At 73.2% G+C, this 24,118-nt stretch carries 23 protein-coding genes; 7 read left to right on the top strand and 16 right to left on the bottom strand.

What is annotated here, in order from left to right:
- Window positions 1-43: 43 nt before the first annotated feature.
- Window positions 44-736 carry an ABC transporter ATP-binding protein gene (locus AB0912_RS28215; RefSeq protein ID WP_366704630.1) on the top strand — a complete coding sequence of 231 codons (693 nt, stop codon included), beginning with the start codon at window positions 44-46 and terminating at the stop codon, window positions 734-736.
- Window positions 737-1,027: 291 nt separating this feature from the next.
- On the opposite strand, the gene groL is transcribed toward AB0912_RS28215, so the two are convergent.
- The 4 genes from groL to AB0912_RS28195 all read right to left on the bottom strand — a co-directional run bounded on the left by groL (window position 1,028) and on the right by AB0912_RS28195 (window position 5,174).
- Complete coding sequence (gene groL / locus AB0912_RS28210; RefSeq protein WP_366704628.1) at window positions 1,028-2,656, bottom strand: chaperonin GroEL; 1,629 nt, start codon at window positions 2,654-2,656, stop codon at window positions 1,028-1,030.
- A gap of 155 nt (window positions 2,657-2,811) precedes the next feature.
- Entirely contained in the window at window positions 2,812-3,120 is a 309-nt protein-coding gene (groES, locus tag AB0912_RS28205; protein WP_077796719.1) for a co-chaperone GroES, read from the bottom strand.
- A 327-nt stretch (window positions 3,121-3,447) separates the two neighbouring features.
- Window positions 3,448-4,203 carry a polysaccharide deacetylase family protein gene (locus AB0912_RS28200; protein WP_366704626.1) on the bottom strand — a complete coding sequence of 252 codons (756 nt, stop codon included), beginning with the start codon at window positions 4,201-4,203 and terminating at the stop codon, window positions 3,448-3,450.
- Entirely contained in the window at window positions 4,200-5,174 is a 975-nt protein-coding gene (locus AB0912_RS28195) for a polysaccharide deacetylase family protein (protein ID WP_366704624.1), read from the bottom strand. The genes AB0912_RS28200 and AB0912_RS28195 overlap by 4 nt, the downstream gene beginning before the upstream one ends.
- 89 nt (window positions 5,175-5,263) lie before the next feature.
- Here AB0912_RS28195 and AB0912_RS28190 point away from each other — a divergent pair, with 89 nt between their 5' ends.
- Complete coding sequence (locus AB0912_RS28190) at window positions 5,264-6,445, top strand: methyltransferase domain-containing protein (RefSeq protein WP_366704622.1); 1,182 nt, start codon at window positions 5,264-5,266, stop codon at window positions 6,443-6,445.
- A gap of 69 nt (window positions 6,446-6,514) precedes the next feature.
- Here AB0912_RS28190 and AB0912_RS28185 read toward each other — a convergent pair whose 3' ends face one another.
- The 4 genes from AB0912_RS28185 to AB0912_RS28170 all read right to left on the bottom strand — a co-directional run bounded on the left by AB0912_RS28185 (window position 6,515) and on the right by AB0912_RS28170 (window position 11,271).
- Window positions 6,515-7,741 carry an RNA polymerase sigma factor gene (locus tag AB0912_RS28185; protein WP_366704666.1) on the bottom strand — a complete coding sequence of 409 codons (1,227 nt, stop codon included), beginning with the start codon at window positions 7,739-7,741 and terminating at the stop codon, window positions 6,515-6,517.
- 403 nt (window positions 7,742-8,144) lie between these two features.
- A complete protein-coding gene (locus AB0912_RS28180) occupies window positions 8,145-8,501 on the bottom strand; it encodes a YciI family protein (RefSeq protein WP_366704620.1) in 357 nt (118 codons plus the stop codon).
- Window positions 8,502-8,553: 52 nt separating this feature from the next.
- Window positions 8,554-9,819 (bottom strand): VCBS repeat-containing protein, encoded by a 1,266-nt coding sequence (locus tag AB0912_RS28175; protein ID WP_366704618.1) that lies wholly within the window; start codon window positions 9,817-9,819, stop codon window positions 8,554-8,556.
- 420 nt (window positions 9,820-10,239) lie between these two features.
- Entirely contained in the window at window positions 10,240-11,271 is a 1,032-nt protein-coding gene (locus tag AB0912_RS28170) for a LacI family DNA-binding transcriptional regulator (RefSeq protein ID WP_366704616.1), read from the bottom strand.
- Window positions 11,272-11,409: 138 nt separating this feature from the next.
- Between AB0912_RS28170 and AB0912_RS28165 the strand changes: the two genes are divergently transcribed.
- The 4 genes from AB0912_RS28165 to AB0912_RS28150 all read left to right on the top strand — a co-directional run bounded on the left by AB0912_RS28165 (window position 11,410) and on the right by AB0912_RS28150 (window position 16,990).
- Window positions 11,410-12,720, top strand: a complete 1,311-nt coding sequence (locus AB0912_RS28165; protein WP_366704614.1) for an extracellular solute-binding protein — start codon at window positions 11,410-11,412, stop codon at window positions 12,718-12,720.
- Between the two features lie 98 nt (window positions 12,721-12,818).
- Window positions 12,819-13,706, top strand: coding sequence for a sugar ABC transporter permease (locus tag AB0912_RS28160; protein ID WP_366704664.1), 888 nt, complete (start codon window positions 12,819-12,821; stop codon window positions 13,704-13,706).
- 31 nt (window positions 13,707-13,737) lie between these two features.
- Window positions 13,738-14,610: a carbohydrate ABC transporter permease gene (locus tag AB0912_RS28155; RefSeq protein WP_366704662.1), complete on the top strand. Its 873-nt coding sequence runs from the start codon at window positions 13,738-13,740 to the stop codon at window positions 14,608-14,610.
- A gap of 49 nt (window positions 14,611-14,659) precedes the next feature.
- Entirely contained in the window at window positions 14,660-16,990 is a 2,331-nt protein-coding gene (locus tag AB0912_RS28150) for a glycoside hydrolase family 3 N-terminal domain-containing protein (protein ID WP_366704612.1), read from the top strand.
- A 203-nt stretch (window positions 16,991-17,193) separates the two neighbouring features.
- Here the strand turns inward: AB0912_RS28150 and AB0912_RS28145 are convergent, their stop codons facing one another.
- From AB0912_RS28145 to tsaB, 4 genes are read right to left on the bottom strand one after another with little or no spacing between them, the layout of a single operon-like run.
- The gene (locus AB0912_RS28145) at window positions 17,194-17,451 is read right to left on the bottom strand and encodes a hypothetical protein (RefSeq protein WP_366704610.1); all 258 of its coding nucleotides are present in this window, start codon (window positions 17,449-17,451) and stop codon (window positions 17,194-17,196) included.
- The gene (tsaD, locus tag AB0912_RS28140; protein WP_366704608.1) at window positions 17,448-18,557 is read right to left on the bottom strand and encodes a tRNA (adenosine(37)-N6)-threonylcarbamoyltransferase complex transferase subunit TsaD; all 1,110 of its coding nucleotides are present in this window, start codon (window positions 18,555-18,557) and stop codon (window positions 17,448-17,450) included. Before tsaD ends, AB0912_RS28145 begins: the two co-directional genes overlap by 4 nt.
- Entirely contained in the window at window positions 18,550-19,023 is a 474-nt protein-coding gene (gene rimI / locus AB0912_RS28135) for a ribosomal protein S18-alanine N-acetyltransferase (protein WP_366704660.1), read from the bottom strand. The genes tsaD and rimI overlap by 8 nt, the downstream gene beginning before the upstream one ends.
- A gap of 17 nt (window positions 19,024-19,040) precedes the next feature.
- Entirely contained in the window at window positions 19,041-19,694 is a 654-nt protein-coding gene (gene tsaB, locus AB0912_RS28130) for a tRNA (adenosine(37)-N6)-threonylcarbamoyltransferase complex dimerization subunit type 1 TsaB (RefSeq protein WP_366704606.1), read from the bottom strand.
- A 110-nt stretch (window positions 19,695-19,804) separates the two neighbouring features.
- Between tsaB and AB0912_RS28125 the strand changes: the two genes are divergently transcribed.
- Complete coding sequence (locus tag AB0912_RS28125; protein ID WP_366704604.1) at window positions 19,805-20,359, top strand: L,D-transpeptidase; 555 nt, start codon at window positions 19,805-19,807, stop codon at window positions 20,357-20,359.
- A 120-nt stretch (window positions 20,360-20,479) separates the two neighbouring features.
- On the opposite strand, the gene AB0912_RS28120 is transcribed toward AB0912_RS28125, so the two are convergent.
- From AB0912_RS28120 to alr, 4 genes are all read right to left on the bottom strand, one after another.
- Window positions 20,480-20,668 carry a hypothetical protein gene (locus AB0912_RS28120; RefSeq protein ID WP_366704602.1) on the bottom strand — a complete coding sequence of 63 codons (189 nt, stop codon included), beginning with the start codon at window positions 20,666-20,668 and terminating at the stop codon, window positions 20,480-20,482.
- Window positions 20,669-20,915: 247 nt separating this feature from the next.
- On the bottom strand, window positions 20,916-21,458 hold the full coding sequence (tsaE, locus tag AB0912_RS28115; protein WP_366704600.1) for a tRNA (adenosine(37)-N6)-threonylcarbamoyltransferase complex ATPase subunit type 1 TsaE: 543 nt from the start codon (window positions 21,456-21,458) through the stop codon (window positions 20,916-20,918).
- Window positions 21,424-22,656 carry an alpha/beta hydrolase gene (locus AB0912_RS28110; protein WP_366704598.1) on the bottom strand — a complete coding sequence of 411 codons (1,233 nt, stop codon included), beginning with the start codon at window positions 22,654-22,656 and terminating at the stop codon, window positions 21,424-21,426. Before AB0912_RS28110 ends, tsaE begins: the two co-directional genes overlap by 35 nt.
- A 160-nt stretch (window positions 22,657-22,816) precedes the next feature.
- Complete coding sequence (gene alr / locus AB0912_RS28105) at window positions 22,817-23,989, bottom strand: alanine racemase (protein WP_366704596.1); 1,173 nt, start codon at window positions 23,987-23,989, stop codon at window positions 22,817-22,819.
- Window positions 23,990-24,118 lie beyond the last annotated feature (129 nt).

Genomic DNA, 24,118 nt, shown 5'->3' with positions numbered 1-24,118 from the left:
AGGACCGCGGGCTCAGGGGGACCCCCTGGGCCCGCACGCTTCTTTGGGGGAAGCCATCAGCACGTCAGACATCATCTCCGCCGTCGGAGTCGACCTCTCCTACGGCGACCGGCCCGCCGTACGCGACGCCCATCTTTCGGTCGCGCCGGGGGAGGTCGTGGCCATCACGGGGCAGAGCGGCTCCGGGAAGTCCTCGCTGCTCTACTGCCTCGCCGGGGTTTTGCCGGCCGCGCGCGGCCAGGTGCGCTTCAAGGGGCGGTCGATCGGTGACCTCTCCGACGACGAGATCAGCACCCTGCGCCGGACCCGTTTCGGGTTCGTCTTCCAGTACGGCGAACTGCTGCCGGAGCTGACCATCGAGGAGAACACCGCTCTGCCGCTGCGCCTGAGCGGACAGCGCAAACGGCCCGCCCTCGCCAGAGCGGGCGAAGTGCTGGAGCGGCTCGGCCTCGGCGAGCTGCGTGAGCGCCGGCCGTCGCAGGTCTCCGGCGGGCAGAGTCAGCGCGCGGCGGTGGCACGCGCCCTGGTCCACCGGCCCGCGGTCGTGTTCGCGGACGAGCCGACGGGCTCCCTGGACACCGCCAACGCCTCCGCCGTACTGGCGGAGTTCCTCGGGCTGGCCCGCTCGCAGGGCACCGCCGTCATCCTGGTGACGCACGATCAGCGGGTGGCCGCCCGGGCCGACACCCGTTACACGATGGCGGACGGGGCGCTCACGCCACGGGGTGCGGCGTGAGCGAGTTCCTGCTCGGTCCGCGACCGCTCCTCGGCGCCGGGCGAGGCAACCGCGCCGCTTCCTCCTGATGGCCTGATGGCGGCCGGCGGCTCCATCGGCTTCCGCCGGTCCGGCCCTCGTCCGCACGGTTCCGGCGATCCCGCGTGCCCACGACGGCCGGGCCGCGGCACGTCAGGTGGGGCGGCCCCGGTGCCGGCCGTCATGGAAGACGACTGGGCCCCGCCGTCGTGACGGCGGGGCCCAGTTCATCACTGCTTACGGCTTACTGCTCACCCGTTCTGACGGCGTGCGTCAGTGGGAGTGGCCGTGGCTGTGGCCGTGGCCGGCGTCGGCCTCTTCCTCGGCCGGCTTCTCGACGACGAGGGTCTCGGTCGTGAGGAGCAGGGAGGCGATGGAGGCGGCGTTCTCCAGGGCGGAGCGGGTGACCTTGACCGGGTCGATGACGCCGGCCTTGACCAGGTCGCCGTACTCGCCGGTGGCGGCGTTGAAGCCCTGGCCCTTGTCCAGCTCGGCGACCTTGGAGGTGATGACGTAGCCCTCCAGGCCGGCGTTCTCGGCGATCCAGCGCAGCGGCTCGACGGCGGCCTTGCGGACGACCGCGACACCGGTGGCCTCGTCGCCGGTCTTGCCGAGGTTGCCCTCCAGGACCTTCACGGCGTGGACGAGCGCGGAGCCACCACCGGAGACGATGCCCTCCTCGACCGCGGCGCGGGTCGCGGAGATGGCGTCCTCCAGACGGTGCTTCTTCTCCTTCAGCTCCACCTCGGTGGCGGCGCCGACCTTGATCACGCACACGCCGCCGGCCAGCTTCGCGAGGCGCTCCTGGAGCTTCTCGCGGTCCCAGTCGGAGTCGGTGTTCTCGATCTCGGCCTTGATCTGGTTGACGCGGCCGGCGACCTCGTCGGAGCTGCCGCCACCATCGACGATGGTGGTGTCGTCCTTGGTGACGGTCACGCGGCGGGCGGTGCCGAGCACGTCCAGGCCGACCTGGTCGAGCTTGAGGCCGACCTCCTCGGCGATGACCTGACCACCGGTGAGGGTGGCGATGTCGCCGAGCATGGCCTTGCGGCGGTCACCGAAGCCGGGGGCCTTCACGGCGACGGCGTTGAACGTGCCGCGGATCTTGTTCACGACCAGGGTCGACAGGGCCTCGCCCTCGACGTCCTCGGCGATGATCAGCAGCGGCTTGGAGGCGTTGGCCTGGATGACCTTCTCCAACAGCGGCAGCAGGTCCTGGATGGAGCTGATCTTGCCCTGGTGGATGAGGATGTACGGGTCGTCGAGGACGGCCTCCATACGCTCCTGGTCGGAGACCATGTAGGGCGAGAGGTAGCCCTTGTCGAAGGCCATGCCCTCGGTGAAGTCCAGCTCCAGACCGAAGGTGTTGGACTCCTCGACGGTGATGACACCGTCCTTGCCGACCTTGTCCATCGCCTCGGCGATCAGCTCGCCGACCTGCGGGTCCTGGGCGGACAGACCGGCGACGGCCGCGATGTCCGACTTCTCGTCGATCGGGCGCGCGGTGGCGAGCAGCTCGTCGGAGACCGCCTTGACGGCCGCGTCGATGCCCTTCTTCAGCAGCGCCGGGGAGGCACCCGCGGCGACGTTCTTGAGGCCCTCGCGCACGAGCGCCTGGGCGAGCACGGTGGCGGTGGTCGTACCGTCACCCGCGATGTCGTTGGTCTTGGTCGCCACCTCCTTCACGAGCTGCGCGCCGAGGTTCTCGTACGGGTCCTCGACCTCGACCTCGCGGGCGATGGTCACGCCGTCGTTGGTGATGGTGGGAGCGCCGAACTTCTTGTCGATGACGACGTTGCGGCCCTTGGGGCCGATCGTCACCTTCACCGTGTCGGCAAGCTTGTTGACGCCGCGCTCAAGGGCGCGACGGGCGTCCTCGTCGAACTTCAGGATCTTCGCCATGGGAGCGGTTCAGCCCTCTCGGAAAACTTGGGAGAAACGAACGGCGCCCCCAGCGCCCGGTTCATCAGAAATAGCGGGGGCCAGGGGCGCAGTTCACTGCAATGCTGGGTGTCGGGTGGTCCGGGGGAAGCCCCCGCACGCCCTCGCCCGGTGAATTACTTCTCGATGATCGCGAGCACGTCGCGAGCCGAGAGGACGAGGTACTCCTCGCCGTTGTACTTCACCTCGGTACCGCCGTACTTGCTGTAGAGCACGACGTCGCCGACGGTGACGTCGAGCGGAAGACGGTTACCGTCCTCGAAGCGGCCCGGGCCCACGGCAAGGACGACGCCCTCCTGGGGCTTCTCCTTCGCGGTGTCCGGGATGACCAGGCCAGAGGCCGTGGTCTGCTCGGCGTCGAGCGGCTGGACCACAATGCGGTCCTCGAGCGGCTTGATGGCAACCTTGGAGCTGGCGGTCGTCACGATCCGACCTCCCCCTTCGGAGATCTCACGGGGTTAACTGTCTGAGGTGGCGACCAGGTCGATCCGTCGTCGCGGGTGCCGGATCTGCCCGTCGCTGTTGGCACTCTCCAGTGGGGAGTGCCAGGCCTGAGACTATGACTGTGATTAGCACTCGGTCAAGCGGAGTGCCAAAGCCGGCGGTCGTGGCGTGGCGCGAAGGGCCCGAGAGGGCGACCGGGCGGGCCTCTCCGAGCCCGGGAGGGCGACCCGGCGGGCCTCTCCGAGCCCGGGAGGGCGACCGGGCGGGCCTCTCCGACAGGGTTCGCCGGCTCCTCGGTCCGCCGGGAGCTACAGGTAGTTCTCCAGCCGGGCGGGGGTGAAGCCCTCGGCCTGGACGCGGCGGAGCAGCCGGAGCGTGGCGTCGGTGAGGTCGGGCTCGTCGAAGCCGGCGAGGATGTCGCCCGGCCGGAGCGGCTGCGTGGCGTCGGGGGTCCGGCCGAGGACGACGGCGCTGACCCCGCAGTGGGCGGCGGCCCGCAGGGTGGTCGCGTCGTAGCGGCCGTAGGGCGGTCGCAGCAGCCGGGGCCGGACGCCGAAGCGCTGCCGGAGCTTCTCCTGCTGGCCGCAGATCTCGGCGCGCTGGCCGGCGTAGGGCAGGCCGCGCAGCGAGGCGCGGTCGAGGGTGTGGTTCTGGACGCTCGCGCCGACCGCGCGCAGCCGGGCGAAGTGCGCGTAACCCGGCCCGACGACCGTGTCCGTGAGGAACATGCTGACGGGCAGCCGCAGTTCACGGACCATGTCGACGAACCGGGGATCGCGTTCGGCTCCGTCGTCGTACGTCAGGAAGACGACCTTGTCGCGGGTGCGGACGTGGTCCACGACGGGCGGCAGGCCCGGGCCCCCGGTGCGGGCAGCGGGCCGGGCGGGCGCGTGCGGCGCCGGGGCGAGCGGGGCGGCCAGGCCCCAGCGGCGGTACGCCGTCTCCTGCGGGCGCACCCGCTGTGCCGCCTTCTTGCCCAGCCGCTCGATCGGGTCCACGGACTGCGCGCAGCCGGTCAGCAGCAGCGCCGCGAGCAGTCCGGCGACCGTCACCCGCAGCCTCACAGGTAGTCCTCCAGGCGCGCGACCGCGTAGCCCTCGGCGGTGACCCGCTGGAGGAAGCGGCGGACCAGGTCGGGCATGGTGCCCTTCCACTCCTTGGGGCCGCGGAAGTGGGTGAGGACGATGTCACCGGGGTGCAGGTCCTGGTCCTCCTCGCGGTACTCCCAGTGGTCGACGAAGACCTCCTCGTCCCAGATGGGCGCGTACTTGACGCCACAGGACTTGGCGGCGCGCAGGGTGTCCTGGTTGTAGTTGCCGTACGGCGGCCGGAAGAGCGTCGGGCGCTTGCCGAACTGCTTCTTCATCACCTCCTGCATGCCGCAGATCTCCTGCTTCTGCCGCGCGTAGGAGAGGCCGGGCAGGTAGGGGTGGTGCAGCGTGTGGTTGTTCAGGGTGATGCCGTTGTCGCGCATCTTGCGGAAGTAGCCGTAGTCGTCCTTGATCAGGTAGTCGCTGAGGAAGACGGTGTACGGGATCTTCAGGTCGCTCATCATGCGCAGGAACCTGGGGTCCTTCTCCTCGCCGTCGTCGATGGTGAGGAAGACGACCTTGTCCTTGGTGGGGACGGTCGTGAAGACCGGCGGCAGCCCCAGTTCCTTCTGGCCGTCGACCTCGAACCCCTTGCGGGCCTCGACGACCGGCTTCTTCGCGGGCGGCGCCGGGGGCATGAGGGGCGGGGCGGCGAGGCCCCAGCGCTTGGCGACGGCGGCGCGGGCGGCCTGCGCCTTGCGGAGCCGGCTCGCGTACGCGTCGAGGGCGCGGGCGGGCGGCGCCTGGAGCCCCGCGGCCGGCTGACCGGCGGCCGGACGGCTGCCGCCGGAGCCGGTGCCCGAGGAGCCGGTGCCGGAGGAGCCGGTGCCTGAGGGGCCGGAGGCGCAGCCGGAGACCAGGGCGGCGAGGGCCAGCGCGCCGATCCCGCAGCGCACAACCACCCGATTCGCGCCGTTCTTATCGTTTTGTCGTACGGGTCGCATGGGCCCGGATCTTCGCAGCTCACCCCCCGGACACGGCCCCGAACCGCCGCCCGGGGCACACCGTCCACCGACTGGCCCACAATGGCCGGGTGAACGACGTCTCCTTCGCCGCCCTGCTCACCCCCGAGGGCCGCGCCCTGCTCGCCGAGGTCCACGGCACCGAACCGGCGCGGGAACTGGCCGTCGCCACCCGGCTGCGCCGCGAGCACCCCGCCGGACTGGTGTCGGCCGCGCTCGGACAGGCGCGGCTGCGGCAGCGGGCCGTGGCGAAGTTCGGGGCCGAGGACGCGGGGCGGATGTTCTTCACCCCGAACGGGGTGGAGCAGTCCACCCGTACGAGCGTGGCGGCGCACCGCGCGGAGCGGCTGCGCGCGCTGGGCGTCCGGTCCGTCGCCGACCTGTGCTGCGGGATCGGCGGCGACGCGATCGCGCTGGCCCGGGCGGGCATCCGCGTCCTCGCCGTGGACCGCGACCCGCTGACGGTGGCCGCCGCCCGGGCGAACGCCGACGCGCTGGGGCTGGCCGGGCTGATCGAGGTGCGCGAGAGCGATGTCACCGAGGTGGACACCGCCGGGTACGACGCGGTCTTCGTGGACCCCGGGCGGCGGGGCGGCCGGGGCCGCGTCTTCGACCCGGAGGCCTACTCGCCGCCGCTGTCCTGGGCGGTCGGCGCGGCCACGAAGGCTCCGGTCGCCGCGCTGAAGATCGCCCCCGGCATCCCGCACGAGGCCATCCCCGCCGAGGCGGAGGCCGAGTGGGTCTCGGACGGCGGGGACGTCAAGGAGGCGGTGCTGTGGTTCGGCACCGAACCGGGCCTGGTGCGCGCCACCCTGCTGCCGGGCCCCCGCGAACTGCGCGCCCGGGGGCTGCCCGACCCGGCGGTGCGGCCGGTCGGGCGCTACCTGTACGAGCCGGACGGCGCCGTGATCCGCGCGCACCTGGTCGCCGAGGTGGCCGAGGACCTGGCCGGCGGACTGGTCGACGAGACGATCGCCTACGTCACCGCCGACGAGCTGCGCCCCACGCCGTACGCCTCCGCCTACGAGATCACCGATCAACTCCCGTTCAACGTCAAGAAGTTGAAGGCGCTGCTGCGGGAGCGGGAGGTCGGGGTGCTGACCGTGAAGAAGCGCGGGTCGGCCGTCGAGCCGGAGGAGCTGCGGCGCAAGGTCAAGCCGCGGGGTCCCCGCTCCGCGACGGTGTTCCTCACCCGCGTGGCGGGCGCCCCCACCATGCTGGTCGGCGCACCCGCCGGGCCGCCCACGGCCTGATCACCGAGCCGCCGCCCGCCCAACAGGCCGCTCGCCCACCCGGCTGCCCGGCTGCGCGGCTGCCCGGCCTCAGGGGTCGGCCAACTCCCGTGCCCGTTCGGTGAGCAGCGCGCGTTCGCGGTCGTTGCGGGCCAGCGCGGCCGCTCGTTCGAACTCGGCCCGTGCCTCCGCCGTGCGGCCGAGCCGGGCCAGCAGGTCGCCGCGCACGCTGGGCAGCAGGTGGTAGTCGCGCAGCGCGGGCTCGCCGGTGAGGGCGTCGACCAGCTCCAGCGCGGGCCCGGGTCCCTCGGCCATCGAGACGGCCACCGCGCGGTTCAGCTCGACCACGGGCGAGCGGACGCGGGCGGCCAGCAGCCCGTACAGGGCGGCGATCCGCGCCCAGTCGGTGTCCTCGTAGGTGCCGGCCCGCGCGTGGCAGGCGGCGATGGCGGCCTGGAGGGCGTACGGGCCGGGGCCGCCGGTGGCCACGGTGTTCGAGCGGTCCAGCGCGGTGAAGCCCCGGCGGATCAGCAGCCGGTTCCAGCGGCGCCGGTCCTGGTCCTTGAGGAGGACCGGTTCACCGGACGGGCCGGTCCGCGCGGCGGCACGGGACTCCTGGAGTTCCAGCAGGGCCGCGAGCGCGTGCACCTCGGGCTCCTTCGGCATCAGCCCGGCGAGCACGCGGGCCAGCCGCAGCGCGTCCTCGCACAGCGCCGGCCGCAGCAGGGCGTCGCCCGCCGTGGCCGCGTACCCCTCGTTGAAGATCAGGTAGACGACCTCCAGCACCGAGCCGAGCCGGGCCTCGCGCTCCGGGCCGTACGGCACCTCGAAGGCGACCGCCTTGGCGGCGAGCGTCCGTTTGGCGCGCACGATGCGCTGGGCGACCGTCGGCTCGGGGACCAGGTAGGCGCGGGCGATCTCGGGGGTGGTCAGACCGCCCACCAGCCGCAGGGTGAGCGCGATCCGGGCCTCGGCGGACAGCACCGGGTGACACGCGGTGAAGATCAGCCGGAGCAGGTCGTCGTCGATGTCGTCCGGGTCGGCGGGTTCGTCGACATGGTGCGGCGCCGACAGCGAGAGGTCCCGCCCTACCTCCTCCAGCTTGCGGGCGTAGCGCTCCCTGCGGCGTACGAGGTCGATCGCGCGGTGCTTGGCGGTGGCCGTCAGCCAGGCGCCGGGGTTGTCCGGCACACCGTCGCGCGGCCACTGCTCCAGCGCGGCGACCAGGGCGTCCTGCGCGAGTTCCTCGGCGATGCCGACGTCACGGACGATCCGGGCGACGCCCGCGATGATGCGGGGCGACTCGATACGGAAGATGGTCTCGACCGTCGCCCCGACGCCACCACGCCGGCCCCCGGGACCGCCGTTCCGGGCTCCCGTGGCGTGGACGCCGGTGTCCTGGGCGGGCGGGGCCGCAGTGATCCGGTCTTGGGTGGCGCTGTCCCCGGCGGGCGAGTCCGAGGTGATCCGGTCCTGGGCGCCGCTGTCCCCGGCGGGCGAGTCCGAGGTGATCCGGTCCTGGGCGCCGCTGTCCCCGGCGGGCGAGTCCGAGGCCACCCGGTCACGGTCACCGCCGTCCCCGGCCACCCGGTCCCGGTCACCGCCGTCCCCGGCAGACCGGCCCGAAGCGACCCGGGCCCGGGCGCCGCCGTCCTCGATGGGCTGTTGTTCCACAGCTCACCATCAGACACCCCCGGCGCCCCGGGACCAAGCGGGCCGCTCAGGCGCCGGCGATCTCGCGGACCTCGCAGGTCACCGTCCAGTGCTCCTCGTGTGTCTTCAGGAACCGCTTGGTCCACTCCAGCGCCTCGTCCAGGTCCCTGCACTGCAGGATCGCGTAACCGCCGACGACCTCCTTGGACTCGGTGAAGGGCCCGTCGGTGACGGTCAGTTCGCCGCCCGACCACAGGACGCGCTTGCCCTGCGCGGAGGGCGTGAGGCCGTCGGTCTCCAGCATGACGCCGGCCTTGGTCATCTCGTCGATCAGCTCGCCCATGCGCCGCATCAGCTCGGGGCTGGGGCCCTCGGCGGGCGCGGTGCTCTCGTCGATCTGGATCAGCGACAGGTAGCGGGGCATGATGACTCCTCGTTTCTCGGTGGCTCTCGGGGACGGGGTCCGTCCCCGCCTCTCACCTGTGCGTCGATCGGGGGACGCCGGTTTCGACACCGTCCTGGAAGTCTTTTCCACGGGTGCCGTCCGCGCAGCCGGAGACGGCCCGGAACGTACGGTCACCCGCCCGCTCCCCCGGCGCGAAGACGGCCAGGTCCGCACAGCCGTCGCCGTCGGTGTCGAGGACCAGGGCCGGGGGGCCGGATGCCGGCGCCTTCGATGCCGGCGTCTTCGATGCCGGGGACCTCGGTGCGGCCGGCCTCGGTGTCGGCGGCTCCGCCGGCACCGTCTTCCAAGGGGTGCCCTCGCCGACGCCCGCGCCCGAGCCGTACGCGACGTCGATCCGCCCGCCGGGACCGGCGCCGGTACCCGTACCCGTACCCGTACCGGGATCGGGATCGGTGCCGACCACGATGTCCGCGTAACCGTCTCCGTCGAGGTCCCGGACCGCGACTCCGGGCCCGCCCCGGTGTCCGGCGGCGCGCACCGGCCCGGCGGCGGTCGACCGGTAGACGTACGCGTGGAAGTCGCCCGTCCCGTGGCGCACCGAGAGGACCAGGTCGTCGCGGCCGTCGCCGTCCACGTCCCCGGCGGCGCTCCCGGCGACGTCGACGTCCGCGAGTCCGCCGGGGTCGAGCGGGGCGGCCCGGGCGGGGACGCCCGTACGGCGCACCGGGCCGGTCCAGACGGCCGCCGTGGTGGCGGCGGACGTGCCGTGGTCGGAGCCCGGGGCGGGGCGGAAGAGGGCCAGGTCCAGCAGCCCGTCGCCGTCGAAGTCACCCGTCTCCCCGGTGGCGGCCGGCACGGAGGCGGCGCCGGACAGCCCGTGCGGGCCGCCCCAGACGATCACCGCGTCGCTCCCGCCGGCCGTTCCGACGACCAGGTCCGCGTAGCCGTCGGCGTCCAGGTCGCCTTGGGACAGCCGGGTCCCGAAGCCGTCCCCCGCGACCGGCCCGCCCGGAACGCCTCCGGTGGCCCGGCTGATGACGGCCCGTCGGGGGGAGGCGCCCGAGGACCTGCCGTCCGGGCCGCCGTAGAACACCGTGACGCGACCGGCGCCGTGCCGCCCGTCGACCGTGGCCCGGGGGTCGGCGACCGCCAGGTCCTCGTAGCCGTCGCCGTCGAAGTCCTCGCGGACCGGAGAGGCGGCGGGGACCGGGACGAAGGCGGGCGTGACGGGGACGGTGATCGCGCCCGCGGGGTCCGTCCCGGTGGGCGCGGCCAGCGCCAGCAGGCCCACGGCGAGCGGCCCCGCCCAGCGCGTGCGCGGACGCGAAGAATTCATCAGAAGGACCTCCCGTCACGGTCACCGGCTCACCGCACGAGACTCACCGCCCGGCGCTTAGGTTGTACGCGGCACCGGCGGCCGGCCCCCCGAAGGGGCGCACGGCACTGGGCTGTTCGGGCGGCGCCACACCCGGCCGGCGCCACACCCGGCCGGCGCCACACCGGGCCGGCGCCACACCCGGCCGGCGCCACACCGGGCCCCGGAGCCCGGCCCGCGGGGCGGAGACCCCGGGCACTACAAGCACTACGGGCACAGCTGAAGCACTACGGGCACACCTGCTGTCACCAACACCTCAGCAGGCTCACCCGCCCCCCGAACGTTTCGGAAACTCGGCCGATCGGTCGCGACCCCGGCGACTACCGCGACCACGGCGCCCCCACCCCGAAGGCACCTGCCCCCCCTGGACGGAACCCCCGCTCACACCGAAGGCGGCGCCCCCGTACTGCTCCTGACCACCAGACTCGTCGCCAGTTCCATCCGGGTCCCGGCGGCCGGGCGTTCCTGGCGGCCCAGTTCGAGGACCAGCTTGGCCGCCGCCTCGGCCATCTCCGTCAGCGGCTGCCGTACGGTCGTCAGCGGCGGCCCCACCCAGCGCGCCACCGGCAGATCGTCGAAGCCGACGACGCTCAGGTCCTCGGGTACGCGCAGCCCCAGCTCGCGGGCCGCCTCGTACAGGCCGAGCGCCTGGAGGTCGTTGCCGGCGAAGACGGCCGTGGGCCGGTCGGGCATCCGCAGGAGTTCGAGCCCGGCCCGGTAGCCGCTCTCGTGGTGGAAGGTGCCGGGGCGGATCAGTTCGGGGTCGGCCGGCAGCCCGGCGGTCTCCAGCGCGGCCCGGTAGCCGTCCACCCGGGCGCGGCTGCACATCATCCGCGAGGGCCCGGTGATCGCGCCGATCCGGGTGTGGCCCAGCTCGATCAGATGGCGTGTGGCGGCGAGTCCGCCCTGCCAGTTGGTGGCGCCGATGGACGGCACGTCGTCCCCCGGGTCGCCTGCCGGGTCCATCACCACGAACGGGACGGATCTGCTGGTCAGCAGCGCCCGCCCGGACTCGTCCAGCCCGGACAGCACGAGGATCACCCCGTGCGGGCGGCGCGCCGCGACCTGGTCGGCCCAGGTGCGGCCGGGGGTCAGCCGGCCCGCGCTCTCGGAGAGCACCACGCTCAGCCCCTCCTCGCGGGCGACGTTCTCCACCCCCCGGATGACCTCCATCGCCCAGGCGCTCTCCAGCTCGTGGAAGACCAGGTCGATGAGGGGCGACCGGGCCGCCTCCCCGCCGCGCCGCCGGTAGCCGTGGCCCCGCAGCAGCTCCTCGACCCGGGTGCGGGTCGCCGGGGCGACATCGGCGCGGCCGTTGAGCACCTTCGAAACAGTCGGCGCCGAGACGCCGGCCTCGCGGGCGATCTCGGCCAGCGTCGCGGTCCTTGCTTCCACGGGATTCCCAGGCTTCATGCCCGCGATCGTATCCCTGCGCGACCTCTTGACGAACCCTCTGGATCGCCTTACGTTCCCGGAACATTCGTTGTTCTGCTCGAAACATTCGCGACGGCTCACCGCTGAGTCCTCGCGCATACCGAGAGGTGCCGTCCCATGGAGTCCTACAGCAGACGCTGGTTCCTCGGCGCGGGCGCGACCGCCCTGGCCTCCGTCGGCGGGCTCACCGCCTGCGGCTCCGGCAGTGGTTCGGGCGGCGGCGGCGACACACTCACCGCGTTCGTGTACGGCGACGACGCGGCGAAGATCCAGGTCAAGTCCGTCAGCCGGTTCAACGCGTCCGCCGCCGCGAAGAAGACCAAGGGCACGGTCAAGCTCCAGAAGGTGCCCGCCACCGACTACCCGGCGAAGCTGCGCACCGCGATGGGCTCGCCCAACGCCCCCGACGTGTTCTTCAACTGGGGCGGCGGCTCGATCAAGGCGTACAAGGACGCCGGACAGCTCGTCGACCTGACCGACGTCATCGCCTCCGACGCGGTGCTGAAGAGCGGCTTCCTGCCCTCGGTGCTCGGCGCGGGCGGGCTGGACGGCAAGAACTACGGCGTCCCGATGCGGGGCATGCAGCCGGTGATCCTCTTCTACAACAAGACCGTCTTCGCGGAGCACAAGCTCCAGCCGCCCACCACCTGGGACCAGCTCCTCGACAACAACGCCAAGCTGAAGAAGGCCGGGATCACCCCCTTCGCGCTCGGCGGCTCGGACATCTGGCCCGAGCTGATGTGGCTGGAGTACCTGGTCGACCGGATCGGCGGCCCGGACGTCTTCGACAAAATCAAGAACGGCGACACCTCCGGCTGGGGCGACCCGGCCGTCCTCAAGGCCGCGCAGACCGTCAAGGAGCTGATCGACGACGGCGCCTTCGGCAAGGGCTACAGCTCGGTCGGCTACGGCAACGGCGGCGCCCCCGCGGTCTTCGCCAAGGGCAGGGCGGCGATGCACCTGATGGGCTCGTGGGAGTACTCCACGCAGCTCGGCAAGTTCCCGGACTTCGCCAGGAAGAACCTCGGCTGGTGCGCCTTCCCGAAGATCGAGGGCGGCTCGGGCGACATCCGCAACGTGGTCGGCAACCCCACCAACTACTGGTCGGTGAACGCCCGTACCTCCAACAAGGACGCGGCGATCGCCTTCCTGCGGGACAGCGCGTCCGAGGCCTACACCAAGGAACTGATCGCCAACGGCGACGTGCCGGCCACCTCGAACGCCGCGAGCCTGCTGGACGCCTCCCCCAACCCGGAGTTCGCGAAGTTCCAGTACCAGATGGTGCAGGACGCCCCGGCGTTCACGCTGAGCTGGGACCAGGCCGTCGCCCCGAACGTGTCGACCCCGATGCTCACCGAGGTCAACAAGCTGTTCGTGGGCAAGTCCTCGCCGGAGCGGTTCGTGTCCGCGCTCAAGGAGCTGAAGTGAGCGCCACGCACGTCAAGGGCGGCCCGCCCACCCCGGGCCGCCCCCGCTCCACCGGCCCCGACACGGCCGGCCGCCCCCGCCGCACCGGCCGGGACCGGGTGGGCCGGGACAGGGCGGGCCGGGACAGAGCGGGACGGGACAGAGCGGGCCGTCCGAGCGCGGTGCTGGCCCTGCCCGGAATCCTGTTCTTCGCGTTCTTCGCCGTCGCCCCGATGGCCCTCGCCTTCTATCTGTCGTTCACGCGATGGAACGGCCTGGGCGACCCCCGGCCGGTGGGCCTGGAGAACTGGCGCAAGCTCCTCGACGACGACCGGCTGACCCAGTCGCTGACGGTCACCGTCGGGCTGACCGTGGCGAGCTGGGTGTTCCAGACGGTGATCTCGCTGCTGCTGGGCGTCTGGGCGGCGGGCCGGCAGCGCAACCGCGCGATCCTCTCGGCGGTGTTCTTCACACCGTTCCTGCTCTCGTCGACCGCGATCTCGCTGCTGTTCTACGCGCTGCTCGACCCGAACTTCGGCATCATCCACGCGGACACCCTCGGCACGACCAGCGGCGCGTTCCTCGCGATCGTGTTCGTCGGCGGCTGGCAGTTCATCCCGTTCCACACGCTGATCTACCAGGGCGGCGCACGGCAGATCCCCGAGGTGCTCTACCAGGCGGCGGCCATCGACGGCGCCGGACGCCTGCGGCAGTTCTTCGCGATCACCCTGCCGCAGCTCCGCAACACGGCCACCACCTCCGGGGTGCTCATGGTCGTCGGCTCGCTCACCTACTTCGAGACGGTCCTCATCCTCACCCAGGGCGGCCCCGGCACCGACACCGCGATCCTGCCGTACCTGATGTACGAGGCGGGCTTCAAGAGCTACGACTTCGGCTACGCGAGCGCGGTCGCCTCGTTCCTGGTGATCGCCGCGACCGCGTTGTCCCTGCTGATGGTGCGGCTGTCCGGCTTCGGCGCGATGCGCAGTACCAGGGAAGGAATGTGACGTGGTGTCACACGACACGCTGCGGCGCCCCGTGAAGCCCGCCCCGGCCCCGGCCGAAGACCCCGCACCGCCCCGCCGCGGGCACTGGTCCCGGCGCGCCAACCCGCTCGCCGGGCTCGGCTCGGTGCTCTGGCTGGCCGTCGTGATCGTCCCGGTCTACGCGATGATCTCGTCCTCGCTCACCCACCAGAGCGAGGCGCTCGGCCACAACGCCCTGAAGCCGCCCGCCCATCCGACCCTCGACAACTACAGCACCGTCCTGCACAACGGCTTCGGCCACCTGCTGTGGAACACCGCGCTCGTGGCGGCGGCGGTCGTGGTGATCGTCCTCGCGCTGTGCGTCCCGCTGTCCTACGTCGCCGTACGCACCCGGAGCGTCTGGTCGGGGGCGGCCTTCCGGCTGTTCCTGCTGGGCGTCGCGATCCCGGCCCAGGCCGTCGTGGTCCCCCTCTACCTGATGATCGCCAAGCTGGACCTGTACGACAGCCTGCTCGCGATCATCCTGCCGACGGCCGCGTTCGCCATGCCGGTGTCGGTCCTCATCCTCACCGGCACCCTGCGGGACATCTCGGAGGACCTGTACGAGGCGATGGCGCTGGACGGCGCCTCCACCACCCGGATGCTGTTCCAGCTCGCCGTCCCGCTGGCCAAGGGCGGCATCGGCACCGTGGTCGTCTACGCGGCACTCCAGGCCTGGAACGGCCTCCTCTTCCCGCTGATCTTCACGCAGTCCGACGGCCCCCGGGTCCTGACCCTCGGCCTGTTCACCTACGTCAGCGAGTTCGGCGTGGACATCCCCGCGCTGCTCGCCTCCGTGGTCCTCTCCGGCGTGCCCATCTTCGCGGTGTACCTGGTGGCCCGCCGCGCGCTGGTCGGCGGCCTGATGGGTGTGGGCGGCAAGTGAACGCGTACCACCAGGGGCAGTGCGACCCCTTCTCTCTGACAGGAGTTTCATGACCACCGCTCCCTGGCGCGACCCCGCACTGACCGCCGAGGTCCGCGTCGACGACCTGCTCTCCCGGATGACCCTGGAGGAGAAGACCGCCCAGCTCTACGGCGTGTGGGTGGGCGCGGCGACGGACGGCGACGGAGTCGCCCCGCTCCAGCACGAGATGACCGCCGACCACGACTGGGACGAGCTGATCACACTCGGCCTCGGCCAGCTCACCCGCTCCTTCGGCACCGCCCCGGTGGAACCGGCGCTCGGCGCGCGGGCGCTGGCCCGCGCCCAGCGGGCGATCGCGAAGGCCGGCCGCTTCGGCATCCCGGCCGTCGCCCACGAGGAGTGCCTCGCCGGGTTCACGGCCTGGCGGGCGACGGCCTACCCCGTCCCGCTCGCCTGGGGCGCCACCTTCGACCCGGAGCTGGTCGAGGAGCTGGGCCGGCGCATCGGCGGCGACCTGCGCTCGGTCGGCGTCCACCAGGGCCTCGCCCCCGTGCTCGACGTGGTCCGCGATCTGCGCTGGGGCCGGGTGGAGGAGACGATCGGCGAGGACCCCTACCTGGTCGGCACGGTCGGCACGGCGTACGTGCGGGGTCTGGAGTCGGCCGGGATCGTCGCCACCCTGAAGCACTTCGCCGGCTACGCCGCCTCGGTGGGCGGCCGGAACCTCGCGCCGGTCCGGGCGGGCAGCCGGGAGTTCGCGGACGTCACACTCCCGCCGTTCGAGATGGCGCTGCGCGAGGGCGGCGCCCGTTCGGTGATGGCCGCCTACAACGAGACGGACGGCGTCCCGGCGTCGGCGGACGCCCGCCTGCTCACCGAACTCCTGCGGGAGCACTGGGGGTTCACCGGAACCGTGGTCGCCGACTACTTCGGCGTCGGTTTCCTCCAGACCCTGCACCGGGTGGCCGGCAGCCCCGCCGAGGCGGCGCACGCGGCACTGGAGGCCGGCATCGACGTCGAGCTGCCGACCGTGAACTGCTACGGAAAACCCCTCGTGGACGCCGTACGGAATGGAACCACCCCGGAGTCGCTGATCGACCGGGCGGCCCGCCGCGTACTGCTCCAGAAGTGCGAGCTGGGCCTGCTCGACGAGGACTGGAGGCCGGAGCCCGAGGGGCCCGTCGACCTGGACTCGCCGGCCAACCGCGCCCTGGCCGGCCGGCTGGCCGAGGAGTCCGTGGTGCTGCTGGACAACCCGGCCGGGGTGCTGCCGCTGGCCTCCGGAACCCGGGTCGCGGTCGTCGGCCCGCGCGCGGCGGACCCGCTCGCGATGCTCGGCTGCTACTCCTTCCCCTCCCATGTCCTCACCCACCACCCCGAGGTGCCGACGGGCATCGCCATCCCCACCGTGCTCGACGCCCTGCGGGCCGAACTCCCGGACGCCAAGGTGACGTTCGCGCGGGGCTGCGAGGTCTCGGACCCGGACCGGGCCGGTTTCGCGGAGGCGGTGGCGCGGGCGTCCGAGGCCGATGTGTGCGTGGCGGTCCTCGGCGACCGGGCCGGGCTGTTCGGCCGGGGCACCTCCGGCGAGGGCTGCGACGCCCCCGACCTCCAACTCCCCGGTGTTCAGGGGGAGTTGCTGGACGCCTTGGTCGCCACCGGTGTCCCGGTGGTGCTGGTCCTGCTCACCGGCCGGCCCTACGCGCTGGGCCGCTGGGACGGCCGGCTGGGCGCGGTGGTGCAGGCCTTCTTCCCCGGCGAGGAGGGCGGCCCGGCGGTGGCCGGCGTGCTGTCCGGCCGGGTCAACCCCTCCGGGCGCCTCCCGGTGAGCGTGCCCCGGTCGCCCGGCGGCCAGCCGTGGACCTACCTCCAGCCCCCGCTCGGCCTCGCCGGCGAGGTCAGCAACCTGGACCCGACCCCGCTGCACCCCTTCGGCCACGGTCGCTCGTACACGACGTTCGCCTGGGAGGACTTCACGGGGACGGACGCGGAGATCACGACGGACGGCTCGTACGAGGTGTCGCTCACCGTCCGCAACACCGGCGACCGGGCGGGCGCCGAGGTCGTCCAGCTCTACCTGCACGACCCGGTGGCGTCGGTGACCCGCCCGGACGTACGGCTGATCGGCTACCGGCGCCTGGCCCTGGAACCCGGCGAGGCCCGCCGGGTCGCCTTCGGCTTCCACGCGGACCTGTCCGCCTTCACCGACCGCGCGGGCGAGCGGGTGGTCGAGCCGGGCGCGCTGGAACTGCGGCTTGCGGCGTCGAGCGCGGAGCCCCGGCACACCGCCCGCCTGACCCTGACCGGTCCCCGCCGGGTGCTGGGCACGGACCGGCGGGTGCACTGCGAGGTGTGGACGGAAGAGGTGGCCGCCGACGAGGTGCCGGCCGGGTCCTGAGCCGCACGGCGGGTCCGGAGTCGTATGGCCGGGTCCTGAGCCGCACGACGGGTCCTGAGCGTATGGCCGGGTCCTGAGCCGCACGACGGGTCCTGAGCGTATGGCCGGGTCCTGAGCCGCACCCCGCGTACGGCGGGTTCTGAGGCGTACGCGGGCGCCCGCGACTGTCCGCCCCCCTGCCGGCCCTGGGCCGGACAGTCGCGTCAGTCTCCGGTCACCGACTCGAACCGCCACCGGTGCACGGCGCGGGTCACCAACTCGGCGTCCGGCTCCGGCAGTTCGGGCAGGTCGGCGTCGTAGGGGGCGTCCCACCAGGTGATGACGAGGACCCGGTCCTCGGACGCCCGCAGGATCTCGCGGCGGACCGGCTCCGCCGCGAGATCCTGCCGCCGCACCCAGGCGAGCAGTTCCCCGCCCTTCCCGGCGACGGCACGGGCCTCCCACATCAGCGCGACGGTCACGAGTAGAGGTTCTCCTTCGAGACCTCGTGCACGTGGTCGTGCGTGTGCGTGTGGGTGTGGGCGTGTCCCGGCACGTGCGGGTCGGTCACCGGCAGGGACGAGTCCGCGGACAGGTCCCAGTCGGAGGCGGCCCGGTTGCGGGCGACCATCTCGGCGCCCAGCGCGGCCACCATCGCGCCGTTGTCCGTGCACAGCTTGGGGCGCGGCACCCGCAGCCGGATACCCGCGGCCTCGCAGCGCTCCTGGGCGAGCGCCCGCAGCCGCGAGTTGGCGGCCACGCCGCCGCCGATCATCAGGTGGTCGACGCCCTGGTCCTTGCAGGCGCGGACGGCCTTGCGGGTGAGCACGTCCACCACGGCCTCCTGGAAGGACGCGGCGACATCGCGCACCGGCACGTCCTCCCCCGCCGCCCGCTTCGCCTCGATCCAGCGGGCCACGGCGGTCTTCAGACCGGAGAAGGAGAAGTCGTACGCCGGGTCGCGCGGGCCGGTCAGACCGCGCGGGAACGCGATCGCCGACGGGTCGCCCTCCTTCGCGTACCGGTCGATGACCGGGCCGCCGGGGAAGCCGAGGTTCAGCACCCGGGCGATCTTGTCGAAGGCCTCGCCGGCCGCGTCGTCGATGGTCGCGCCCATCGGCCGGACGTCGGAGGTGATGTCAGTGGACAGCAGCAGCGAGGAGTGCCCGCCGGACACCAGCAGCGCCATCGTCGGCTCGGGCAGCGCGCCGTGCTCCAACTGGTCCACGCAGATGTGCGAGGCGAGGTGGTTGACGCCGTAGAGCGGCTTGCCGAGCGCGTAGGCGTACGCCTTGGCGGCCGAGACCCCGACCAGCAGCGCCCCGGCGAGGCCGGGCCCGGCGGTGACGGCGATGCCGTCCAGGTCCCTGGGCGAGACCCCGGCCTCCTTCAGCGCCCGTTCGATGGTCGGCACCATCGCCTCCAGGTGCGCGCGGGAGGCGACCTCGGGCACCACACCGCCGAAGCGGGCGTGCTCGTCGACGCTCGACGCGATGGCGTCCGCGAGCAGCGTGGTGCCGCGGACGACGCCGACACCGGTCTCGTCGCAGGAGGTCTCGATGCCGAGGACGAGAGGTTCGTCAGCCATGGGTCTCTGTTCCTTGTACGGAGGTGGAGGGGTCGTGCAGCCGCATCACCAGGGCGTCCACGTTCCCCGGCTGGTAGTAGCCGCGCCGGAAGCCGATGGGCTCGAAGCCGAAGCGCTCGTAGAGCTTCTGGGCGCGCACGTTGTCCACGCGGCACTCCAGCATCACCTCGGCGCAGTCGAAGGCGGTGGCGGCCCGCAGCAGTTCGGTGAGCAGCCGGGAGCCGAGGCCGGTGCCCCACTGGTCGCGGCGCACGGCGATGGTCTGCACGTCGCCGAGGTCGCCGGAGGCGGCGAGCCCCGCGTAGCCGACGAGCAGGTCGCCGTCGCAGGCCACCACATAGCGGCGGGTCGCCTGCGGCCCGCGCGCGTGGGCCAGCTCGGACCAGAACATGCCCCGCGACCAGGCGTCGACGGGGAAAAGTTCCTTCTCCAGCTCCAGTACGGGATCGATGTCCCACCAGCGCATCTCGCGCAGCTCGGCGGTCACTTCGGGGTGACCACCTTGTAGTTCTTGGGCACCTGCGCGTCCGGGCGGCGCAGGTACAGCGGCCGGGGCGGCTCCAGTTCCTCGCCCGCGGCCAGCTTCTCGGCGGCGAGCGAGGCGAGCGCGGCGGCCGAGACGTGCTCGGGCGGGCGGGCGTCCGGGAAGGTGTCGGGGTAGAGGAGCGCGCCCGCGCCGACGGCGGGCAGCCCGGCGACCGCCTCGGCGATCTCGGCGGGCCGGTCCACGGCGGGCTCCGACACCCGGCTACGGGGGCCGGAGTACCGCGCCCAGTAGACCTCCTTGCGGCGGGCGTCCGTGGCGACGACGAAGGGACCCTCGACGCCGGCCGCGTAGGCGAGCCCGTCGAGGGTGCACAGGCCGTGCACGGGCACGCCGAGGGCGAGTCCGAAGGTGTCGGCGGTCATCAGGCCGACCCGCAGGCCGGTGTACGGGCCGGGGCCGACGCCCACGACGACGCCGGTGACGGCGTCGAGGCCGAGACCGGCCTCGGTGAGCACCCGGTCGACGGCCGGCAGCAGCAGTTCCCCGTGCCGTCGCGCGTCCACCTGGCTCGACGAGGCGACGACGGACGTCCCGTCGTGCAGGGCGACGGTGACGGCGGGAGTGGCGGTATCCAGAGCGAGCAAGAGCACGCAAACAGCCTACGGCGCCCGAGCCGGACGTACGGCCGCCCGGGAGTCCCGTCCCTCTGCTGCTACCGTCACAGCAAAGACGTACGAAGGTCGAGAGGTGGGCACACACGGTGGCTAGGAGCAGCTCGGGAATCGTGGCCGGGCTCACCGCGGCGGCACTCGCCGTAGTCGGCTTCCTCGCCTACCAGGCGTCCGCGAACGTGCCGGACAACCTGGGCAAACCGGACGCGAGCGCGACACCCAAGGCCGCCGCGTCCAAGGCGCCCCGGGACAAGAAGAACCCGGCGGCGCTGCCGGCCCGGTCCGGCACCGGCGAGCGGGTCGTGTACTCGACCGACGACGACCGGGTCTGGCTGGTCGAGGCGAGCGGCAAGGTGCGGCGCACCTTCAAGGTCACGCCCGGCACGGTCGACCCGGCCCCCGGTACGTACGGCGTGACGACTCGGGCGGGCTCGATCACCGGCTCCGACGGCGTGCGCATCGAGCACCTCGTGCGGTTCACGCTGGTGGGCGGCGTCGCGATCGGGTTCAGCGCGGCGGTGGACGGCTCGACGACCGCGCCGGACCCGGAGAAGAAGCTCGGCGGCATCCGGACGTCCCGCGCCGACGCGGACGCGCTGTGGGAGTTCGCGACGGTGGGCGAGAAGATCGTCGTCATCAAGTAGGCGACCCCTCCGGACCCCGGCCGCCCCGCCCGCCTTCGTACGCACGCCTCCGGACACCGGGCGCCACGCACGCCTCCGGACACCAGACGCCCCGCACGTCCCCGTACCCGCCCGCTCGCGTCAGGCGGCGCGGCGGGGTTCCTCGACGGCGCGCGGCTCGGCCAGCGGGGCGCGGGGCGGCCGGGAGACGGCCTCCGCCGCGGCGCAGGCCGCCAGCAGGTCACGCATCGACACGCCGCCCGTCGCGCGCGGCGCCACCGGCACGCCACGGTCCGAGGCCGGCACTGCGGCCGACTCTGAAGCCGACATGGACGCCTCCTGGAGCTTCGGGGGCCAGCGTGGTTAGGTAGACCTAACCACGCACTGACGTCCATGTGACCACGCCCGGACCACGAAACGCAATATCTTCCCGACACCCTGTCGGATACCCACCCTGCCGACCGGCCGCCGGACCGCGGCCAGGGAGCCGGGATCAGGAGGCCGGGATCAGGGAGCCGGGATCAGGAGGCCGGGATCAGGAGGCCGGGATCAGGGAGCCGGGATCAGGGAGCCGGGATCAGGAGGCCGGAGTCTCCAGGTTCTCGATGCCCGCCCCGGCCCAGCGCGCGCCGAGGCCGGTGAGGGTGACGTGGCGGACCTCGTCGGTGGTGTCGCCGACCGCGCGGTGGATGTCGATGTGCAGCCGGTCCTCGGTCAGCTCCTCGACCTTGCCCTCGCCCCACTCCACGACGATCACCGAGTCGGAGAGCGAGACGTCGAGGTCGAGGTCCTCCATCTCGTCCAGCCCGCCGCCGAGCCGGTACGCGTCCACGTGCACGAGCGGCGGCCCGTCGACGAGGGAGGGGTGCACCCGGGCGATGACGAACGTCGGGGAGGTGACCGCGCCCCGCACGCCGAGCCCCTCGCCGAGGCCCCGGGTCAGCGTGGTCTTGCCCGCCCCCAGCTCGCCGTTCAGCATCACGAGGTCGCCGGCGCGCAGCAGTCCGGCCAGCGTGCGGCCCAGCTCCTGCATCTGTTCGGGGGAGGTGACAGTGATCCGCGCGCCGGCCCCGTCCCGCGTGGACTCAGCCGGGTTGTGCGCTGCTGCTGGTGCTTCCATAGCCACCCACCGTAGCTCCTGCCGGGACGGCTCCCGCGCGCGTCAGCAGGTCGGCGAGGCGGTCGGTGACGACCTCGGGATGCTCCAGCATGACGAGGTGCCCCGCGTCGGGGACGAGCACCAGCTCGGCGTCCGGCAGCAGGTCGGCGATGGCCTCGCTGTGCTCGCTCGGGGTCACCAGGTCCTTGACCCCGGCGAGGACGAGGACGGGCAGGTCCGCGAAGCGGGCGAGCGCGGCCGTCTTGTCGTGGTCGGTGAACGCCGGGTAGAACTCGGCGACCACGTCGATCGGCGTGCCCTCGATCATCCGCTCGGCGAACCGCTCGATCGCCGGGTCGACGTCCCGCCCGGCGAACGAGTACCGCTTGATGACCCCGGCGAACAGATCGGCCGTGGCCCGCCGGCCGCGCTCCACCAGGGCGGCCTGCTGCCCGAGCGCCTTCAGCACACCCGGGAGCACCCGCCGCACCGCGTTGACGCCCGCGACGGGCAGCCCGAAGTTGACCTCGCCGAGCCGCCCCGACGACGTACCGACCAGGGCGACGGCGACGACCCGGTCCCGGATCAGCTCGGGGAACCGGTCCGCGAGGGCCATCACGGTCATGCCGCCCATGGAGTGCCCGACGAGCACGATCGGCCCCTCCGACACCGCCGCGTCGATGACGGCCTTCAGGTCGCCGCCGAGCTGGTCGATGGTGACCGGCGTGCCGTCCTTGGCCTGGGCGGCGCCCCGCCCGGAGCGGCCGTGGCTGCGCTGGTCCCAGTGGACCGTGCGGACCACACCGCGCAGCGCGGCCCGCTGGAAGTGCCAGGAGTCCTGGTTGAGGCAGTAGCCGTGGCTGAAGACGACGGTGACGGGGGCGGGAGCCTTGCGGCCGAAGAGCCGGCGCCGGCGCGAGCCGAGCGGTGCCTCCGGCTCCACCTCGTCGACCTCGTAGTACAGCTCGGTGCCGTCGTCGGCGTACGCCTTGCCCGGGGTGCCGCGCAGTGTGCCGTAGGGGCCGGCCGAGTCGAGGGCGAGACGGGCCTTCCTGCGCATGCCGCGGCCGACCGTGAGCCGCTCTATCGCGACTCCGGCCGCGGCCCCCGCCGCGACCACGCCTATCGCGGCGCCGGCCACTCCGGCCCGGCGCCAGTTCCCGGCGGAGGCGGCGGCCGAGGCCGCACCCACGACAGCCTCCGCGCTGCTCTCGCTCACGTCCCGCTCCTCCTCGTTCCGGCGTTCCCGCGTTCCGCGTTCCCGTGTTCGGCCGTTCCGGCGTACGCACTGTTCGGCCGCTGCGGCGTACGTACTGACCGCGCGCCGACCGCGCGCCGGCGGTTCCGGCCACGCGCCACCCGTCCGGCCCCCCGGGGTGTTACCCCACTTGTTCCTCGTTCACCTTCACGTAGACGCGGGGAACGCGGGTTCCGATGCGCGTCACGATCTCGTACGCGATCGTGCCCGCCGCGCGGGCCCAGTCCTCGGCGGTGGGCTCGCCCTGGTCACCGGGGCCGAACAGGACCGCGCGGGCGCCGGGTTGGGGCTCGTCGCCGCCGAGGTCGACGACGAACTGGTCCATGGCCACCCGGCCCGCGACCGTGCGCCACTTGCCGGCGACCAGGACCGGTCCGGTGCCGGAGGCGTGCCGGGGGATGCCGTCCGCGTAGCCGACCGGGATCAGGCCGAGGGTGGTCTCGCCGGGGGTGACGTAGTGGTGGCCGTAGCTCACGCCGTGCCCGGCCGGGGCGTGCTTCACCAGGGCCAGCGACGCGCTCAGCGTCATCACGGGCCGCAGCCCGAAGTCACCCGGGGCGCCGATCTCGGGGCTCGGCGAGATCCCGTAGACCGCGATCCCGGTCCGTACGAGGTCGAAGTGGCTCTCCGGGAGGGTCAGGGTGGCCGGCGAGTTGGCGATGTGCCGCACCTCGGGGCGCAGGCCCTGCCGCTCGGCGTAGGCCACCATCTCGCGGAACAGCGTCAGTTGGGCCTGGATCGAGGGGTGGCCCGGTTCGTCGGCGCAGGCCAGGTGCGACCACAGGCCGGTGACGGTGACCAGCCCGCGGGCCTCGGCGGCGAGGGCGGCGGCGACCAGCTCGGGCCAGTCGGCGGGCTGGCAGCCACTGCGGCCGAGGCCGGTGTCGGCCTTGAGCTGTACGCGGGCGGGCGCGCCGACGGCCTCGGCGGCGGCCGTGACCTCGCGCAGCGCCCACATCCCGCTCACCGACACGTCGAGGTCGGCCTCGATCGCCTCGGCCCAGGGGCCGCCCGGGGTCCAGAGCCAGCACATGACACGGCCCGGGATGCCGGCCGCACGCAGCGCGAGCGCCTCCTCCGGGGTGGCCGTGCCGAGCCAGGTGGCGCCCGCCTCGCGCGCCGCGCGGGCACACGGGACCGCGCCGTGGCCGTACGCGTCGGACTTGACCACGGCCATCAGCGCCGCGGCCGGCGCGTGGGCGCGCAGGGCCCGTACGTTGGCCCGCAGGGCGGCCAGATCGATCTCGGCGCGGGCGCGCAGGGGGGCGGTCCGCGGGTGTGCTGTCTCTGTCATCGCGCCCCAGTCTCTCAGAGGCCCCCGGCACGCCCTAGGGCGTGTCGTTTGGATCATGTGGCGGGTCGCGGGGCAGGGCACGCACATCTGCGGCGTTGTCGTCGGTTGCCGACGCTCCGCGTCGTCGCC

Source organism: Streptomyces sp. NPDC007084 (assembly GCF_040703595.1).
Lineage (GTDB): Bacteria > Actinomycetota > Actinomycetes > Streptomycetales > Streptomycetaceae > Streptomyces.
The sequence above is the reverse complement of the archived record's forward strand: the minus strand, read 5'-3'. Positions and strand labels throughout refer to the sequence as shown.